Source organism: Pseudarthrobacter sp. IC2-21, assembly GCF_034048115.1.
In the GTDB taxonomy this organism is placed as follows: Bacteria; Actinomycetota; Actinomycetes; order Actinomycetales; family Micrococcaceae; genus Arthrobacter; species Arthrobacter naphthalenicus.
This window is the reverse complement of the sequence record NZ_CP139145.1, coordinates 2,389,146-2,405,819: the sequence shown is the minus strand read 5'-3', so window position 1 is coordinate 2,405,819 and position 16,674 is coordinate 2,389,146. Positions and strand designations below refer to the sequence as shown.

The 16,674-nt window shown below is 65.5% G+C and carries 15 protein-coding genes, 3 tRNA genes and 1 pseudogene; 11 read left to right on the top strand and 8 right to left on the bottom strand.

Annotation, left to right across the window (positions count from 1 at the left end; genetic code table 11):
• Window positions 1–27 precede the first annotated feature (27 nt).
• The gene (locus tag SBP01_RS11090; RefSeq protein ID WP_320535814.1) at window positions 28–462 is read left to right on the top strand and encodes a hypothetical protein; all 435 of its coding nucleotides are present in this window, start codon (window positions 28–30) and stop codon (window positions 460–462) included.
• A gap of 162 nt (window positions 463–624) precedes the next feature.
• Here the strand turns inward: SBP01_RS11090 and SBP01_RS11085 are convergent.
• A tRNA-Arg gene (locus tag SBP01_RS11085) sits at window positions 625–700 on the bottom strand.
• A gap of 208 nt (window positions 701–908) precedes the next feature.
• On the opposite strand from SBP01_RS11085, the gene SBP01_RS11080 reads away from it, so the two are divergent.
• The 3 genes from SBP01_RS11080 (at window position 909) to ettA (ending at window position 3,891) form a co-directional block, all read left to right on the top strand.
• Window positions 909–1,439 carry a single-stranded DNA-binding protein gene (locus SBP01_RS11080; RefSeq protein WP_320535813.1) on the top strand — a complete coding sequence of 177 codons (531 nt, stop codon included), beginning with the start codon at window positions 909–911 and terminating at the stop codon, window positions 1,437–1,439.
• A gap of 126 nt (window positions 1,440–1,565) precedes the next feature.
• Window positions 1,566–2,162, top strand: coding sequence for a DUF6993 domain-containing protein (locus SBP01_RS11075; protein ID WP_320535811.1), 597 nt, complete (start codon window positions 1,566–1,568; stop codon window positions 2,160–2,162).
• 46 nt (window positions 2,163–2,208) lie between these two features.
• Window positions 2,209–3,891, top strand: a complete 1,683-nt coding sequence (gene ettA, locus SBP01_RS11070) for an energy-dependent translational throttle protein EttA (RefSeq protein WP_275216080.1) — start codon at window positions 2,209–2,211, stop codon at window positions 3,889–3,891.
• 93 nt (window positions 3,892–3,984) lie between these two features.
• On the opposite strand, the gene SBP01_RS11065 is transcribed toward ettA, so the two are convergent.
• A complete protein-coding gene (locus SBP01_RS11065) occupies window positions 3,985–4,968 on the bottom strand; it encodes an acyl-CoA thioesterase (protein WP_275216082.1) in 984 nt (327 codons plus the stop codon).
• Between the two features lie 63 nt (window positions 4,969–5,031).
• On the opposite strand from SBP01_RS11065, the gene SBP01_RS11060 reads away from it, so the two are divergent.
• On the top strand, window positions 5,032–5,688 hold the full coding sequence (locus SBP01_RS11060) for a hypothetical protein (protein WP_275216083.1): 657 nt from the start codon (window positions 5,032–5,034) through the stop codon (window positions 5,686–5,688).
• On the opposite strand, the gene SBP01_RS11055 is transcribed toward SBP01_RS11060, so the two are convergent.
• Complete coding sequence (locus tag SBP01_RS11055) at window positions 5,685–6,137, bottom strand: globin (RefSeq protein ID WP_275216085.1); 453 nt, start codon at window positions 6,135–6,137, stop codon at window positions 5,685–5,687. The two genes, SBP01_RS11060 and SBP01_RS11055, sit on opposite strands and share 4 nt — an antisense overlap.
• Before the next feature lie 4 nt (window positions 6,138–6,141).
• A complete protein-coding gene (locus tag SBP01_RS11050) occupies window positions 6,142–6,834 on the bottom strand; it encodes a mechanosensitive ion channel family protein (protein ID WP_275216087.1) in 693 nt (230 codons plus the stop codon).
• A gap of 117 nt (window positions 6,835–6,951) precedes the next feature.
• On the opposite strand from SBP01_RS11050, the pseudogene SBP01_RS11045 reads away from it, so the two are divergent.
• Window positions 6,952–7,867 (top strand): annotated as a pseudogene (locus SBP01_RS11045) (NAD-dependent epimerase/dehydratase family protein); the annotation flags it as partial.
• 155 nt (window positions 7,868–8,022) lie between these two features.
• On the opposite strand, the gene SBP01_RS11040 reads toward SBP01_RS11045, so the two are convergent.
• The 3 genes from SBP01_RS11040 to pepN are packed head-to-tail and all read right to left on the bottom strand — an operon-like array spanning window position 8,023 to window position 12,221.
• On the bottom strand, window positions 8,023–9,111 hold the full coding sequence (locus tag SBP01_RS11040; RefSeq protein WP_320535808.1) for an IS630 family transposase: 1,089 nt from the start codon (window positions 9,109–9,111) through the stop codon (window positions 8,023–8,025).
• A 47-nt stretch (window positions 9,112–9,158) separates the two neighbouring features.
• Complete coding sequence (locus SBP01_RS11035; protein WP_320535807.1) at window positions 9,159–9,644, bottom strand: OsmC family protein; 486 nt, start codon at window positions 9,642–9,644, stop codon at window positions 9,159–9,161.
• Between the two features lie 9 nt (window positions 9,645–9,653).
• Complete coding sequence (gene pepN, locus SBP01_RS11030) at window positions 9,654–12,221, bottom strand: aminopeptidase N (RefSeq protein WP_320535806.1); 2,568 nt, start codon at window positions 12,219–12,221, stop codon at window positions 9,654–9,656.
• Between the two features lie 110 nt (window positions 12,222–12,331).
• Here pepN and SBP01_RS11025 point away from each other — a divergent pair, with 110 nt between their 5' ends.
• From SBP01_RS11025 to SBP01_RS11015, 3 genes are read left to right on the top strand one after another with little or no spacing between them, the layout of a single operon-like run.
• Complete coding sequence (locus SBP01_RS11025; protein WP_275216094.1) at window positions 12,332–13,348, top strand: hypothetical protein; 1,017 nt, start codon at window positions 12,332–12,334, stop codon at window positions 13,346–13,348.
• Between the two features lie 50 nt (window positions 13,349–13,398).
• A complete protein-coding gene (locus SBP01_RS11020; protein ID WP_275216096.1) occupies window positions 13,399–13,893 on the top strand; it encodes a ribose-5-phosphate isomerase in 495 nt (164 codons plus the stop codon).
• Complete coding sequence (locus tag SBP01_RS11015) at window positions 13,893–14,780, top strand: Fpg/Nei family DNA glycosylase (RefSeq protein ID WP_275216097.1); 888 nt, start codon at window positions 13,893–13,895, stop codon at window positions 14,778–14,780. Before SBP01_RS11020 ends, SBP01_RS11015 begins: the two co-directional genes overlap by 1 nt.
• A 115-nt stretch (window positions 14,781–14,895) precedes the next feature.
• On the opposite strand, the gene SBP01_RS11010 is transcribed toward SBP01_RS11015, so the two are convergent.
• Window positions 14,896–14,966 (bottom strand) — tRNA-Gly (locus tag SBP01_RS11010).
• Between the two features lie 144 nt (window positions 14,967–15,110).
• Between SBP01_RS11010 and SBP01_RS11005 the strand changes: the two genes are divergently transcribed.
• Together SBP01_RS11005 and tig are read left to right on the top strand one after the other, a co-directional pair.
• Window positions 15,111–15,185, top strand: a tRNA-Pro gene (locus SBP01_RS11005).
• An 85-nt stretch (window positions 15,186–15,270) separates the two neighbouring features.
• Window positions 15,271–16,659 (top strand): trigger factor, encoded by a 1,389-nt coding sequence (gene tig, locus SBP01_RS11000; protein ID WP_275216098.1) that lies wholly within the window; start codon window positions 15,271–15,273, stop codon window positions 16,657–16,659.
• Window positions 16,660–16,674: the final 15 nt, after the last annotated feature.

Sequence of the window (16,674 nt, the reverse complement as noted above, 5' to 3'; positions counted from 1 at the left end):
AGCGCTCTTTTCGGGAAAGGCACGATCATGACCCAAAACAGTGGCATCGAAGACACCCCGAATGAGGCAGCCACGGAGAAGCCGCCGGCAGAACCGGACCTCCGCGGCCGGTACGTCGAAGGCGACTACGGGAAGGCCGGATCGCAGACGGGCCGCCACGCGGACGATGAAGAAGGCCGCTACGGCGAGGGAAACTATGGCGCCGCCGGAAGCGAAGGCGGGCTGCCCGAGCCGCTCGGAGACAAGGCCGGAGAGTCGGGCAGGTACGTCCAGGCCGACTACGGTGCTGCCGGATCGGTGCCAGGGCGCACCGCGGCGTCCGAGGTTGGGCGTTATCCGGAGGGCAGCTACGGGGCGGGCGGTTCAGTAGACCCCGCCAGGAAAACGAAGGCGGTCCCCGGGGAAGTCCCGGAGGCCGGCTCTGAATCCGGTACGGCATCCGGAAAGGACCAAACGGAATAAGTCCAGGAACCCACTCAGGTCTGCCGGTGAAGTCATGGTGAGCACAGAACAGGGCCACCGCCCGCACCACGCAGGCTGAACCGATACGCGAACACCCCGGTCCGAAGACCGGGGTGTTTGTGTGTCTCTACGCATCTGCACTCGAAGAAACGCCTCATACAGTGGTGCCCCAGGAGGGAATCGAACCCCCGACCGGCGGATTAGAAGGCCGCTGCTCTATCCCCTGAGCTACTGGGGCACGTGGCGCCACGACCAGAAATCCGGCGCATGAAGAAGTTTACATTGCCCCGGGTGCGGCTGCGCCAAAGCCGCGCCATGCACATGTCCTCCACACGGCAGTCGACGGCGGGTTGTCCACATACAGGCTCTTCTCCCTCGCGGCCTGATGCTGTCCGCGCGAAGCTGGTTTTGCCGCTAAGGCACACCTTCCGAGACAGGACAAGACAATGAGCGATTACGTAACGTTCCGGGGCTTCGTCGCCACCGACATCAGGACCTCCACCACCACAACGGGCGTCGGAACCGCCTCGTTCCGCCTTGGGTCAACGGCCCGGCGCTTCGACCGGAATACGAGTACCTGGGTGGACACGCACACCAACTGGTTCACGGTCCAGGGGTACCGGCAACTGGCCGGGAACATGGGGTGCAGCATCAAGAAAGGCCAGCGCGTGATTGTGGTGGGCCGGCTCAAGCTGCGCACATGGGAGAAAGACGGCCGCGTCCATTTCGCACACGAAATCGATGCGGAGTCCGTGGGTCACGATCTTATGTGGGGTTCGGCCAACTACATTCGCACGGTCAACAATGGGCCGCAGCATGCAAACGAGGACGGACCTGCCGATCCCGACGAGGACCGGGACACCGACGAAGGGGAACACGGTGACGGTGATGCGGCCGCCGTCTTCGTTGAGGATAGTGACGGTAACTACGTTCCGGTCGACGCTGAGACCGGCGAACTCGTCGAGTCCGCCGTCTGAAGTGGAGGCTGGAATCATCACACAGGACACGCGCCGCGGGGTGCCGGCCCTCAGCCGGCACTCCGGCGGACCTCCGGCGGACCCCGGGCGGACCTCCGGGGGCTGGCGCCGTGACAGAATGGCGGCATGAAGCGCACGACCGTCAAGCGGCAGGCAACCTCCGTCATCAGCCGGCCGGCGCTTACCCGGCAGCGCAGAACAGTCATGGGCAGGGCTGTGGTGCTGCTGGCGGTCGGCGGCCTGACTTCCGTTGTGCTGTCGGGTTGCGCCGCTGGTCCGTCGGCCAGCCCGCCGGCGGCCGGCACCCAGCCACCGGCCACACAATCGCCGGCGGAAGGCGCCGGGTCCGGCACTGCTGCAGCACCTGGACCAGGCAGCCCGGCAACCGGCACGGCCGGGAAGGCCGGGGCCACGGCGCCGGAGAGCCCTGCCACCACCGCAATGAGACAGACCGTGACGGCTGCGTTGAACCGGCTCGCGGCGGGAACCCCCAAACCGGCCACCGCGCAGGTAACGGAGGCTCTGACTGGCGCCGGTGTCCAGCCGTCAGTCCTGGAAGTATCGGCGAGCCGCACGCCCACGGGGCTGGAAGCGGATGCCATTGAATCCGCTGTGCTGCAAGGCACAGACTGCGTGTTCGGCCACATCCGGGACGGCAGCGTGACGGTCACGGTCCTGCCGGTGCTTACCACCGGGAAGTGCTTCGTAGGGGCAGCAGCCTAAGGCGCCGAATGTGAGTTCTGCCCGCCAACCCACTAGATTTGGAACCATGGCGGAATTTATCTACACAATGACCAAGGCCCGCAAGGCTGTTGGCGAAAAACTCATTCTTGACGACGTAAGCATGTCCTTCTTCCCGGGCGCCAAAATTGGTGTTGTTGGCCCGAACGGTGCCGGTAAGTCCACCATCCTGAAGATCATGGCCGGCCTGGACACCCCCTCCAACGGTGAGGCCCGGCTCAGCCCCGGTTACACGGTGGGCATCCTGTTGCAGGAGCCACCGCTGAACGAGGACAAGACGGTCCTGGGCAACGTCCAGGAGGGTGTGGGCGAGATCTACGGCAAGATCCAGCGCTTCAACGAGATCTCCGAGGAAATGGCCAGCCCCGACGCTGACTATGACGTGCTGCTCGAAGAAATGGGCAAGCTTCAGGAAGCCATCGACGACGCCGACGCCTGGGACCTCGACTCCCAGCTGGAGCAGGCCATGGACGCGCTCCGCTGCCCGCCGGCCGATGCCGATGTTACCCTCCTCTCCGGCGGTGAGCGCCGTCGCGTGGCCCTCTGCAAGCTCCTGCTGCAGAAGCCCGACCTCCTGCTGTTGGACGAGCCCACCAACCACCTTGACGCCGAGAGCGTTCTGTGGCTGGAGCAGCACCTTTCCAGCTACGCCGGCGCAGTCCTGGCCGTCACCCACGACCGGTACTTCCTTGACCACGTCGCGGAATGGATCGCCGAAGTGGACCGCGGGCACCTGTACCCCTACGAGGGCAACTACTCCACTTACCTGGAGAAGAAGCGTGCGCGCCTGGAGGTCCAGGGCAAGAAGGACGCCAAGCAGGCCAAGCGCCTGACCGAGGAACTCGAATGGGTTCGCTCCAACGCCAAGGGGCGCCAGACCAAGTCCAAGGCCCGTCTGGCCCGCTACGAGGAGATGGCTGCCGAGGCGGACCGCACCCGCAAGCTGGACTTCGAAGAGATCCAGATTCCACCGGGCCCCCGCCTCGGCGGACTGGTGCTGGAGGCCAGGAACCTCCAGAAGGGCTTTGATGACCGCACACTCATCGACGGACTGTCCTTCACGCTGCCGCGCAACGGCATTGTCGGTGTCATCGGTCCCAACGGCGTCGGCAAGTCCACACTGTTCAAGACCATTGTTGGCCTGGAACCGCTCGACGGCGGAGAGCTGAAGATCGGTGACTCGGTCAAGATCTCCTATGCGGACCAGAGCCGGGGCGGCATCGACCCCAACAAGACACTCTGGGAAGTTGTTTCCGACGGACTGGACTACATCCAGGTAGGCCAGGTTGAAATGCCGTCGCGTGCCTACGTCGCCGCTTTCGGCTTCAAGGGACCTGACCAGCAGAAGAAGGCCGGTGTCCTCTCCGGCGGTGAGCGCAACCGCCTGAACCTGGCGCTGACCCTCAAACAGGGCGGAAACCTGCTGCTCCTTGACGAACCCACTAACGACCTCGACGTCGAAACGCTCAGCAGCCTCGAGAATGCCCTGCTGGAATTCCCCGGCTGTGCCGTGGTGGTTTCGCACGACCGCTGGTTCCTGGACCGGGTGGCAACCCACATCCTGGCCTACGAAGGCGACGAGGAAAACCCCTCGAAGTGGTACTGGTTCGAGGGCAACTTCGAATCCTACGAGGAGAACAAGATCGAGCGCCTCGGTCCCGATGCGGCCAAGCCGCACCGGGTCACGCACCGCCGCCTCACGCGCGACTGATCCACACGCCTGATTCAGGTGCAGAAAAGGCCGGCTCCCAGTTCATTTCACGGACGGGGACCGGCCTTTCTGCTGCCAGGGTGCAGGGTGCAGTCAGTCCCGGACAGCCTTGCGGATCTGGTGCTGCAGGAGTTTGGACTGCACTGCCCCCACCACTTTGTCCTTCAGATCCGTGGGCACGCGGATCATGCCCTCCTGTGCCACGGAGGCGACGTGCTGCCCGGCCCGGTTGAAGATCTTCCCGGTGGCGAGTCCCCGGGCGCCCTGGGCGCTGGGGGATTCCTGGACGTACAGGAGCCACTCGTCCACCCGGGCCGGCCGGTGCCACCACATGGCGTGGTCCAGGCTGGCGACGCTCATGCCCGGGGTGATCCAGCTCAGGCCGTGGCGGCGCAGGACCGATTCCAGCAACGTGTAGTCGCTGGCGTAGGCCAGCGCGGCCCGGTGCAGGTTGGCGTCGTCCGGCATGGGCCCGAAGGTCTTCATCCAGACAGCGTTCCGGGCTTCATGTTGGCCCTTGGCGGAAACGTAGATGGGCGGGTCCACGTGCCGGATGTCGAAGGGCCGTTCATAGGCCCAGTGCTGCGCGACGGGATGGTCGAATTTGCCGAGCAGCTCAGCTGTACTGGGCAGCGACTCCGGGTCCGGGATGCCGGCAGGCATCTGTGATTCGTGATCCAGGCCTTCATCCAGGTCTTGGAAGGAGGCGATCATCGACAGGATGGGCAGGCCGTCCTGATATGCGTGGACGCGGCGGGCCGAGAAGGACCGGCCGTCCCGCAGCCGCTGCACCCCGAAGGTGATGGGTTTGTTGGCGTCGCCGGGCCTCAGGAAGTAGCCATGCATGGAATGGACAAAGCGGTCCGCGTCCACCGTCCGCATGCCGGCGATCAGCGACTGGGCCAGTACCTGCCCGCCGAACACCCGTTCACGGGGCTGCGGCTGCGATGAGGGCCCCAGGAAGATGTCCTCGTCCGTCCTGGCCCCTTCCAACTCGCCCAGGTCGAGAAGCTGGATGAGCATGGACGTAGGGTCGCCACTGGGCGGGGCCAGCAGTCCGGTTTCGGCTTCAGTCATGGTTCGACTCTAGACGCAGCCCCGGCACCGCTCAACCGAGGCGCAGCCGGTAGTGTTCATGGTGTGTCTGATCTACTCACCCAGTCCCTGCGGTTCGCTGATCCGCGCGATCTCGCCGATCTGCGCACCTTCGCCACCCGCGCCAAAACAATTGACGACGGCGCCATCCGCCTTCAGGCCTCCGGGTCGGTTTTAGCGGCGTACGTGTGTGTCCTGCGGCCTCGGCTGCTGGGCGAAGGCACACCGACCATCCTGGGCCTGCGCACGGTGGCGTTGGCCGAACCTGCCACGGTTGACGTCACCGTTGCGCTGGCCGCAGTCCTTGACCGCCTGGCCAGGGCAGGGGAGGACGACGCCGAACTGCCGCTGCCGCCGTCGACCGTCGCCGAATCGTGGACGGGCGTCGGCGCGCCGAGGACGGGCTGGGAGCCGCTGGGCCCGCTGCAGGATTCCGAACTCCGCCGGGCCGCGGAAGCCGGCATTCGAGAGGTTGCCGGAATTGTCCCGGCCCAGCCCGGAGCCCTGATCGTCAACAACGCACGGGCCGCGGTGTGGGGCCGCGCCCTGGACGCCTCCGGCCTGCCGGCGGGAGCCGCCTTCGCGGCCCTCACCCTCGGGTTCCTCGCTGACGGGGAACAGATGCTCTACCGGGCAGGCCGGTGGTTCCGCCTCAGCAGCCCCCGCGGGCACGTCCTGGTCCGGACAGGGACAGGCCTCTAGCCTTCGGACGGGCTGTTCACCATGGACAGGGCGGCACGCTCCATATAGTCCCAAAGCGTTCCCTCGTACAAGGGCGGCAGCTCCAGGGAGTCCACCGCCGCCCGCATGTGGAACAGCCAGCGTTCCTTGGCCTCAGGGGTAACCCGGAACGGCACGTGCCGCATCCGCAGACGCGGGTGTCCACGTTCTTCGCCGTACGTGGTGGGCCCTCCCCAGTACTGTTCCAGGAACATCCGGAAGCGTCGCTTGGCGGGGCCAAGATCCTCTTCCGGGTACATCGGGCGCAACAGCGTGTCGGTGGCCACGCCGTCGTAGAACACATCTATCAGCCGCACGAAGGTCTCGTGGCCGCCCACGGCGTCATAGAAGTTGTCGGTGTAGCCGGGTTTGCTGAACGGATCATTCTGCATGAGCTGGCGTGGCCGCTGCGGTTCGACGGGTATGGTCATGGCTCTATTCTCCCGCCTTCTGGTCAGTCTTCTTAGTCTCTGTGTTTGTGGCCGGTTCGTGCAAGGCGGCCTCGGCGCCGGCATCCGGTACCTCGGCCGGCACGTAGGTTCCTTGCGAACGGTTGCCCACACGCAGGATTTCACCGTTCCGGAGGTACCAAATGGCACCGTCCTCGGAGCGGACGCGGGTGATGCGCAGGCCCATGGACTCGACGACACCCACCACCTCGCTGGTTTCGATGACGTCACCGATCCCGTACTGATCCTCAATGGTGATGAAGATGCCGGCGAGGAAGTCGCGGATCAGCTGTTGGGCGCCGAAACCGATGGCAACACCCAGGATCCCCACGCTGGTCAGCAGCGGCGCGATATTGATGTCCAGGTTCTGCAGCACATACATGCTGGTGATGACGGCCACCAGCACGCCCACGATGCTGTTCAGAAGCGAACCGATGGTCTCGGCGCGCTGCACCCGGCGCTCATGGTCCAGGGCCCGGATGGCCGGGGCAACCCACTTGAAGTGCGCCTTCTTGAAGAAGTTACTTCCCGAAGCCACCCGCTTGGTGATCCGGGAAATGACGAACGTCGCCACCAGCCAGACAGCAATGCCCACCCCGAGGCTGATCACGATTCCTGTGATGCTGATGCCGTCGGGCTTACTGGCGGCGGATGGAAGGATCGAGAGCATGCTGAACATATAAGGTGAAACTCCTTGGGGTCTCCGGCGGCGGCCGGGGATAACGTAGGCCTGCGCGGGTTCGCCCGGCGCGTAAGGCTCTGTTCTCTTTCAACATTAGCGCCGTACCGTGAACCCATGCGCATCCTCGTCCTCGGCGGAACAGCCTTTCTCTCCTCGGAAATCGCCCGGCAGGCAGTGGCCGCCGGGCACCGGGTCACCTGTTTGGCCCGCGGTTCTGCGGCGGAACCACCGGCAGGCGTCGCATGGGTGCAGGCAGACCGCTCACTCGGCGCGGACAGCTATATGACGCTGGCTGGTGGCTGGGACGCCGTGATAGAGGTAGCGCGATCCTGTCCCGGCCACAGCAGCGCTCACAGCGCTCGCCGGCCGCACGGGCCACTGGACGTTCGTGTCCAGCTGCTCCGTCTACGCGGACCACTCCACCCCGGACGCCGCCGAGGACGCCCCGCTTCTCCAGCCCCTGGCACCCGGCACCCCGTCCACGCCTGAAAACTATGGAGAGTCCAAGGCCGCCATCGAACGGGAAACACTTAGAGCCACCGGCGGCAACGCCCATCTTTGCCGTGCGGGCCTGATCGGCGGTCCCGGTGATGCGTCTGATCGCTACGGCTACTGGCCGGCGCGGTTCGCGCGGGACAACCGGGCCGCCGTCGTCCCTGACATCGGTGGCCATGCCACCCAGGTCATTGACGTCCGCGACCTGGCTGCGTGGATCCTCACTGCGGCGGAGCACGGGGTGACGGGCCCGCTGAACGCGGTGGGGCACAGCGTGCCGTTCGGGGACTATGTTGCGGAATCGCAGAGTGCCGCGGGGTTCAGCGGCGAAGTGCTGGGCGCTTCGGAGGACTGGCTCGTGGCGCACGGGATCAACTACTGGTCCGGGCCGGGTTCGCTCCCGCTGTGGCTGCCTCCTGGCCACGGGGGGTTCTGCACCCGCAGCAACCGGTCCGCCAGGGCAGCCGGACTGAGGACCCGGCCCTGGCAGGAAACCTTGGCGGACACGCTTGCGGACGAGCGTAGCCGGGGTCTGTAGCGCCACCGCAAGGCGGGGCTCACACCGGCCACGGAAGCCCTGCTCGCCGAAGAACTCCTGCTAAGCCGCTGACCCGGCAGCCTCCATGTAAGTAGCAGTAAGTGTCGTTTTGAGCCCTCAAAACGACACTTACTGCTACCTAGTGGTCTGTCTCAGTTTTGTTTGATGGTCTCGAGGGCGACGCGGCCGCGGGCTACTTTCTTAAGGATTGAGTCTGCGGTCGTGGTCCATACCAGGGGCTTGGGTTCGGTGTTGTGGGCGGCGAGGTACTCCTCGATTTTGGTGATCAGATCCGGTACCGAATGGAACGCACCGCGGCGTAATGCCTTGTCGGTCAGTTCCCTGAACCAGCGCTCGACCAGGTTCAGCCACGAGGATGAGGTGGGGGTGAAATGTAGCTGGAACCTCGGATTTCTGACCAGCCAGGCCTTCACGTCCGGGTGTTTGTGGGTGGCGTAGTTGTCCAGGATCAGATGGACGTCCAAACCGCGCGGGACTTCCTTGTTGATGGTTTTGAGGAACACCAGGAATTCCTCGTGCCGGTGCTTGGGCAGGCACGAGCCGATGACTTTTCCGGTGGCCACGTCCAGGGCGGCGAACAAGGTGGTGGTGCCGTTGCGTTTGTAGTCATGGGTCATTGTTTCGGCCCGGCCCTTCGTCATCGGAAGGGACGGCTGGGTGCGGTCCAGGGCCTGGATCGAGGATTTCTCGTCCATGCACAGCACGATCGCCTTCTCCGGCGGGTTCAGATACAGACCAACGACATCGATGAGTTTTTCCTCAAACTTCGGATCGTTGGAGAGCTTGAAAGTATCCACGAGGTGTGGTTTCAAGCCCCGGGCCGCCCAGATCCGCTGAACCTGCGCCGGGGACACACCCACCTTCGCGGCCATCGTCCGCACCGACCAGTGCGTGTGTCCTTCGGGCTTGGAATTGCGCGTCAGATCAACGATTTCATCGATCTTGGACTGTGGAATGACCGGCTTGCGGCCACGCCCGGCACGCACCTCGCCCAAGTGGGCCAAGCCTTCTGCCTCGAACCGGGCCCGCCACGACCTGACCGTCCCCGGACTCAGCCCGGCAACCTTCGCGATCGAATCATTGGCCAACCCCTCCGCGGCCATCAACAACACCTGCGCCCGCTGAACCTCGCGATGGGACGCCGTCTGCGACTTCGCGAGCACCTCCAACAAAGCACGCTGGGAATCAGAAACCACCAAAGCAGGAGCAATGTTCGCCATGACACAAGCTTAACGCTCAAAGCATCAACTATTTTGGAGACACACCACTAGTTGGGCGGGCGGGACGCTACGGTCACCGGGGAGTGCAGCACCGGGAAGTTGACGCTCCGGGCGATAAAGCAGACCTGGTTGGCTTCCCGGTGCATTTGCTCCGCCAGAGCCACGTGCGCCTCGTCGGCCACGGTGACCTGCGGGTTCAGCGTGACGGACTCGAACTGGCCGCTGCCGTCCTGGTTCAGCCGAAGACGTCCCGTGGCCTCGTCCCGGTAGCCGGTGACAACCACCCCGTGCCGGACCGCCACATGCAGGAAGGACAGCATGTGGCACTGCGCCAGCGCCGCCAGCAACAGCTGCTCGGGGTTGTACCTGTCGCGGTCCCCATGGAACGTCGGATCGGCCGACCCCTTGAGGACCGGCAGTCCGGGGATCACGATGTCGTGGTCGCGTGAGTAGCCGCGGTAGGACGAGGTCCCCTCGCCCAGGTTTCCGGTCCACTGGACCGCCAACGAGTAGTGGTGCTGGCTCAGGCTCATGCCGCCAGCTTACGCATCGCCCGGGAGGACGTCAGCCGCGCGTGCCCGCAGGGCCCGGGCCACGCCGTCGCGATTTTCCAGCATCATCCGCCGCAGCGCCGAGCTGTCCGCCGGGAGACCGGCAAGAAACGCGTCCGTGCGGTCCACCGTGGCCTGCGTGGTCAGCAGCGCCGGGTAAAGCCCGACGACGATCTGCTGGGCCAGTGCGTGGGTGCGGTCCGCCACGATGCCGGGAACGGCCTCGAAGTACTTTTCCGAGTACGGCTCCAGCAATGTCCGGTCCAGGACGCGCATAAAGCCGGTGACGGCCGATCCCTGCAGCGCATTGGAGAGCTCTCCCTTGACCACGATCGACTCCCAGGCCGCGGCCTTGGCCTCGGGAGTGGGAATTGCGGCCTTTGCCAACGCTGCGGCATTCTGCCCGCTGGCGGTGTTGTCGCGCTCCAGCTCCGCGTCGATCTCGCCCTGGCCCCGGCGGCCCCCCGCCACCAGCGAGGCGAGCAGTTCCCAGCGCAGGTCCTGGTCCACCGCCAGCCCGTCAAGCTCCACCGAGCCGTCCAGCAGGCCGGCGACGGTGTCCAGCTGGGCGCCGCTGGACGCCAGCAGGGCGAACGACTTCACAAACTGAAGCTGGGCGTCCGAGCCGCCTGCTGCCGCACTGGCCAGATCCCACAGCGTGTCCACCGCCGCAACGGTGGTGGCGGCGCGGTGTTCCTCGGCAACGTAGAAATTCAGGGTGGTGGCCAGCTGGCGCAGCTGGACCAGAATGACGGACGAATCGGACTCGGCCGCCACATTCGCCAGGACCAGCTGCACATATCCGCGCGCCGGGGCCTGGCCGTCGCGGGCCGCATCCCAGGCGGAGTTCCAGACCAGCGTGCGGGGAAGGCTGGCGCTGAAATCCTTCAAATGTGCCGTGGCCGTGGCCAGTGACTTCCCGTCCAGCCGGACCTTGGCGTAGGCGAGGTCGTCATCGTTGACCAGGATCAGGTCCGGCTGCGTCAGCCCGACCAGCCCGGGCACCTCGGTGCGCTCGCCGTCCACGTCGAGCTCTTCGCGGTGAACGCGTTCCAGCTTGCCTGCGGCAGTCAGGTTGTAGAACCCCACGGCCAGCCGGTGCGGGCGGATGGTGGGCCACTCCGCCACGGCGGACTGGACGATGCTGAAGGATGTCAGGGTGCCGGAACCGTCCACATCGAGTTCCGGCGTGAGCGTGTTGACGCCGGCCGTCTCCAGCCAGAGCCGGCCCCACTGGTCCAGGTCGCGGCCGCTGGCCTTCTCCAGCTCCGCCATGAGGTCGCTGAGCTCGGTGTTCTGCCAGGCGTGCTTGGCGAAGTATTCGCGGACGCCGGCCATGAACTGCTCCGGTCCCACCCAGGCCACGAGCTGGCGCAGCACCGAGGCGCCCTTGGCGTAAGTGATGCCGTCGAAGTTGACCTCCACGTCCTGCAGATCATTGATTTCGGCGAAGATCGGGTGGGTGGTGGGCAGCTGGTCCTGGCGGTAGGCCCAGGATTTCTCCACCGAAGCGAACGTGGTCCACGCGCTGGTGAAGGACGTGTTTTCCACCGCGGCGAGGTGCGACATGTATTCGGCGAAGGACTCATTGAGCCAAAGATCGTTCCACCAGCGCATGGTCACAAGGTCGCCGAACCACATGTGGGCGAGCTCGTGCAGCACCGTGATGGCGCGGCGTTCGATCTGCGCGCCGGTGACCTTACTGCGGAACACATAGCCTTCGAGGATGGTCACGGCACCGGCGTTCTCCATGGCGCCCGCGTTGAACTCGGGGACGAACAGCTGGTCGTACTTTTCGAACGGATACGCGACGCCGAACTGGGCCTCAAAGAATTCAAAGCCCTGCCGCGTCAGCTCAAAGATGTTGTCCGCATCCAGGTACTGCATCAGCGATTTCCTGGCGAAAACGCCCAGCGGGACCACCCGGCCGTCGGAGCTGGTCACATCGCCGCGGACCGACTGGTACGGGCCGGCGATGAGCGCGGTGACGTATGAGGACAGCCGCGGGGTGGGGGCGAACGCCCACACGGACCGCGCGCCGCCGTCGTCCCCCGGGGCGGCTTCCACGGGCGCGGGGGTGGGGGAGTTCGAGATGACATCCCAGCCCGAGGGCGCCGTGACGGTGAAGGCGAAGGTGCCCTTCAGGTCCGGCTGTTCGAAGACCGCGAACATGCGCCGCGAATCGGGCACCTCGAACTGGGTGTACAGGTAGACCTCGCCGTCCACCGGATCAACGAACCGGTGCAGGCCTTCGCCGGTGTTCATGTACGGCGCGTCAGCCACGACCGTCAGCTCATTTGTTGCCGCCAGGTCCGGCAGTTGGATCCGGATGCCGTCGGAAACAGTGGCCGGGTCCAGTGCCAGCCCGTTGAGGGTGACGCTGTGCACAGCGTGAGTAACGGCGTCAATGAAAGTGGAGGAGCCCGGCACGGCCGTGAACTTCACCGTGGTGGTGGTCCCGAAGACCTGCCCGCCCCTGGTGAGGTCCAGTGCAACCTCGTAGGAGTCAACGTTGATGAGTTCGGCACGCTCGCGGGCTTCGGCGCGAGTCAGGTTCATACCTGGCAAGTGGGGCCTCCAGAAGATTTTCGGTTGCCGGCGGGCGGTGGCCTGCACCGGCACAAGTGAAGTCATTCTGTCACGGCCGCTGGCGGGAGTAGCGTTAATGCATGGGAAAGTTCCGGGATTCGGTGGATGCGAAGGCGCTTCGGTTTGCAGTGGGCTTCCCGGTGGTGCTGGCCGCGGCGTTTGTGGTCAGCGCTTTTTTGTTGCGTGCAGACCTTCCGAATCCGGTCGCGATTGGCTGGACGGCCGACGGCGGAGCTTACTTTGCGCCGTTCGCTGTCTACGCGTGGGGTGGCGCAGCGCTGATCCTGGCCGCCGGCTGGCTGGTGCTGTCGCAGGCGGTGCCGCTGTCCCGGCCTACGGTGATGCGCCGGATCATGATGGGCGCCGGACTGTCCGTCAGCCTGTTCGTCACCGCGGTGCTGGCGGCCGGCCTGGTGGGCCAGACCGGGCTTGCCGACGCCCGCGAGTCCCACGTGGACGTGATAGTCCTCGCGATGGGCAGCGGCGCGGCCCTGTCACTGGGAGTCATCATGGGGTTTGTTTTCAAGGCCGACACGCAGTGGTCGCCCGAGGATGACCGCGCCCTCGAGGTGGCCCTCGCCCGCGAGCTGGATCCTGATTTGGCAAGGGACACGTACCGGCTCTGGGTGCATGCCAGGAGCTCCGTGTTTGTCATGATTGCCGTCGCCAGCCTTTTCCCGGCCGCCCTGATTGCCGTGGCCCTGCCCTGGCTGGGTGCACTGCTGGCCGCCGTCGCCGTGGTGGCTGCCGCCTTCCTCTTCGCCCGGGTAAAGGCCGACCGCCGGGGACTGCGCGTGCTGGTGGCCGGCGTGCTGCCCGTCATGGACGTCCCCGCGGCCTCGATTTCCGCCGCCAGCGCCGCAGAGGTACGCGCCGCCGACTACGGAGGGTGGGGCTACCGTAACCACGGCGGCACCGCCGCGATGCTGGTCAGCAGCGGCCCCGCCGTCGTCGTCCGCAAAACCGACGGACACAATGTGGCGGTCAGCGGCGGCAGCCCCGCGAAGGCCGCGCAGCTGGCCGAGGTCCTGACGCGCGTGGCCGCACGGGCCCAGCGCGATGGCGCCGGGTCGGTGCCCGGCGAGAGCGGATCCTAGTATTCTTGTCCGTGTCGATCTGACCCGGCCCGAAACGAACGGACACTGCTGTGACTTCTTCCCCTGCCTTCCCGCGGGTACACATCGCCACCGACCACGCAGGCATGGAACTCAGCGCCCACCTGGTCACCCACCTCACGGCCAAGGGCTACGACGTGGTGGACCATGGCCCCAAGGTCTACGACGCGCAGGATGACTACCCGTCCTTCTGCATCAACGCAGCGCTCGCCGTCGTGGCGGACCAGCAGGCGGGCGTCCATGCCCTGGGCATCGTGCTGGGCGGTTCGGGCAACGGCGAACAGATCGCGGCCAACAAGGTCAAGGGTGTCCGCGCGGCACTTGCCTGGAACCACTCCACCGCAACGCTGGCGCGTGAACACAACGACGCGAACGTCGTGGCGGTCGGCGGCCGCCAGCACACGGTGGAGGAAGCCACCGAGCTGATCGAAGCCTTCCTCGCGGAGCCGTTCAGCAACGACGAGCGGCACGTGCGGCGGATCGGCAAAATCGCGGCGTATGAGGCCACCGGCGAGGTCATCGAGTAGTGCCGGAGGGGCATTCAGTCCGCCGCCTGGCGCAGCAGTTCGGTGACGTGTTCACCGGCGAACCGTTGACGGTCAGCAGCCCCCAGGGCCGCTTCGCCGACGGCGCCGCGCTCCTGGACGGCCAGGTGCTCACCGACTCCCGGGCCCACGGCAAGCACCTCTTCCTGCATTTTGACCATGCCGTGGTGCTGCATGTCCACCTGGGTTTGTACGGCGCCTGGGATTTTGGCGGTGACGACACCTTCCGAGGCGCCTCCAGCATCGGCGCGCCCCGGAAGGTCGGGGAGAGCGAACTGTTTGAGGACGTGGCGGCGGTCGAGTACGCCGGGCCGCCCGAACCGAAAGGCGCCGTCCGCGTCCGGCTCGTGAGCCGGCACGGGTGGGCGGACCTCCGCGGCGCCACGACCTGCGCCGCCATCACCGAGGCCGAGGCGCGCGCCGTCCTGGCCAGGCTCGGGCCTGACCCGCTGCGGAACCTGCCCGAGGACAAGGAACGCTTCGTGACGGGCGTGTTGTCGCGGAAGACGCCCGTCGCCGCGCTGCTGATGGACCAGAAGGTGATAGCCGGCGTCGGCAACGTTTACCGGGCCGAGGTGCTCTTCCGCCAGCGGATCAATCCCTGGCTTCCAGGCAACACCTTATCCGCCGGTGCTGCCGGACAGTTGTGGGACGACACCGCCGCCGTGATGGCCGACGGCGTCCGCGACGGGCGGATCATCACCACACCGGCGGTGTACTGGGAGGAAGGGGCGGTGCTGCCCGCGGGGGAGGACGCGCATTTTGTGTACAAGCGGGAGGGGCTTCCGTGCAGGGTCTGCGCCACGACGGTGGCGGTCTCGGAACTGGTTGGCCGCAAGCTGTACTGGTGCCCCGGCTGCCAGGCATAGCGGGAACTGACGCTTAGGTTTCGCAGAAACAGGATGCAGGGAAACACGATGCAGTAGCAGGTTCCAGAGAAACAAAAAAATGCAGGGCCCCGTAAAAGGAGCCCTGCATGTCCGGAGGGGACGACGGGAATCGAACCCGCGTAATCAGTTTGGAAGACTGAGGCTTTACCATTAAGCTACGTCCCCGGAAAAGCACGCTCGCCGGGCCTGCCGGTCTGCTGCGTTCTTCGGTCTGGCTGTTGAAGCCGGATACAACTAAACCTAATTCATGCCCCACGTGTCAAATGTGCAATCGGGGCAGAAATCACCGTAGACTTGCCTGTGCACTTACGGGGTGTAGCTCAGCTTGGCTAGAGCACCTGCTTTGGGAGCAGGAAGTCGCAGGTTCAAATCCTGTCACCCCGACTCTGCGGCCTCGACCGTCTACGCGGCCCGGGGAAGAAATGCGTTGCAGATACCCATCCCACGAAACCCCAGGAGTACTTAGACCGTGAAGAGCGCTGTCGAGAACCTCACCCCCACGCGGGTCAAGCTCAATGTTGAGGTCCCCTTTGAGGAATTGAAGCCCAGCATCGACGAGGCCTACAAGACTGTTGCTTCGCAGATTCAGGTGCCTGGCTTCCGTAAGGGCAAAGTCCCCTCCAAGCTGATCGACCAGCGCGTCGGCCGCGGCTACGTCCTCGAGACCGCCATCAACGAAGGCCTCAACGGCTGGTACCAGGCTGCAGTTCAGGAATCCGGCATCCGCCCCCTGAGCCGCCCCGAGGTTGAAATCACCGAAGTTCCGGACCCCACCTCCACGGACGGGGAACTGAAGTTCCACGCCGAGGTTGATGTGCGCCCCGAGATCGAACTCCCGGACTACGCCGGAATCAAGGTCGAGGTAGCCGCTGCCGAGTCCTCTGACGAGGACGTGGACAAGGCCCTGGACGAACTGCGTGGCCGCTTCGGCACGCTCAAGTCCGTGGACCGTCCGGCTGCCGACGGTGACTTCCTCACCATCGACATCACCGCCACCATTGACGGTGCCGAGGTTGATTCCGCTGCCGGGCTGTCCTACCAGGTGGGCGCAGGCACCATGCTGGAAGGCCTCGACGAGGCAGTCACCGGCCTGAGCGTTGACGAGGATGCGATCTTCGATACCACTCTGGTGGGCGGCGACCACGCCGGCGAGTCGGCCCAGGTGAAGGTTGTCGTGAAGGCCGTCAAGGAGCGCGAGCTCCCCGAGGCTGACGACGACTTCGCCCAGCTGGCCTCCGAGTTCGACACCCTCGCCGAACTTCGCGAAGACCTGGCCAAGCAGGCCGCTGAGTCCAAGGTTGTGGAGCAGGGCGTAGAGGCCCGCGACAAGGTACTGGACAAGCTCGTTGAGCTCGTTGAGGTCCCGGTTCCGGACTCTGTGGTCGAAGAGCAGCTCGAAGCCCACTTCAAGGACGGCAACGGACACGGTGACGGCGAGCACGACACCGAGGAGCACCGCGAAGAGGTCAAGGCCAACACCGCACGCGCCTTCCAGAACGAGATCATCCTCGACGCGATCGCCGAAAAGGAAGACGTCAATGTCAGCCAGAACGAGCTGATCGACTACATCGTGTCCACGGCCAGCCAGTACGGCATGGACCCGAACCAGTTCGCCCAGATCATCGATCAGAGCGGCCAGGTTCCCATGATGGTTTCCGAGGTCCGCCGCCGCAAGGCCCTGGCTGTTGTCCTGGGCCAGGCCACGGTCACTGACACCGACGGCAAGGCCGTTGACCTCAGCGACTTCGTCCGTCCCGGCGGCGAAGAGGAAGCTCCGGCCGTGGAGGAGTCCACCGAGGACGCCCAGGCCGGCACGGAAGCCACCGCGAGCGACGACCCGGCAGCTGTGAAGTTCTAGCACGGCCGGACAGTA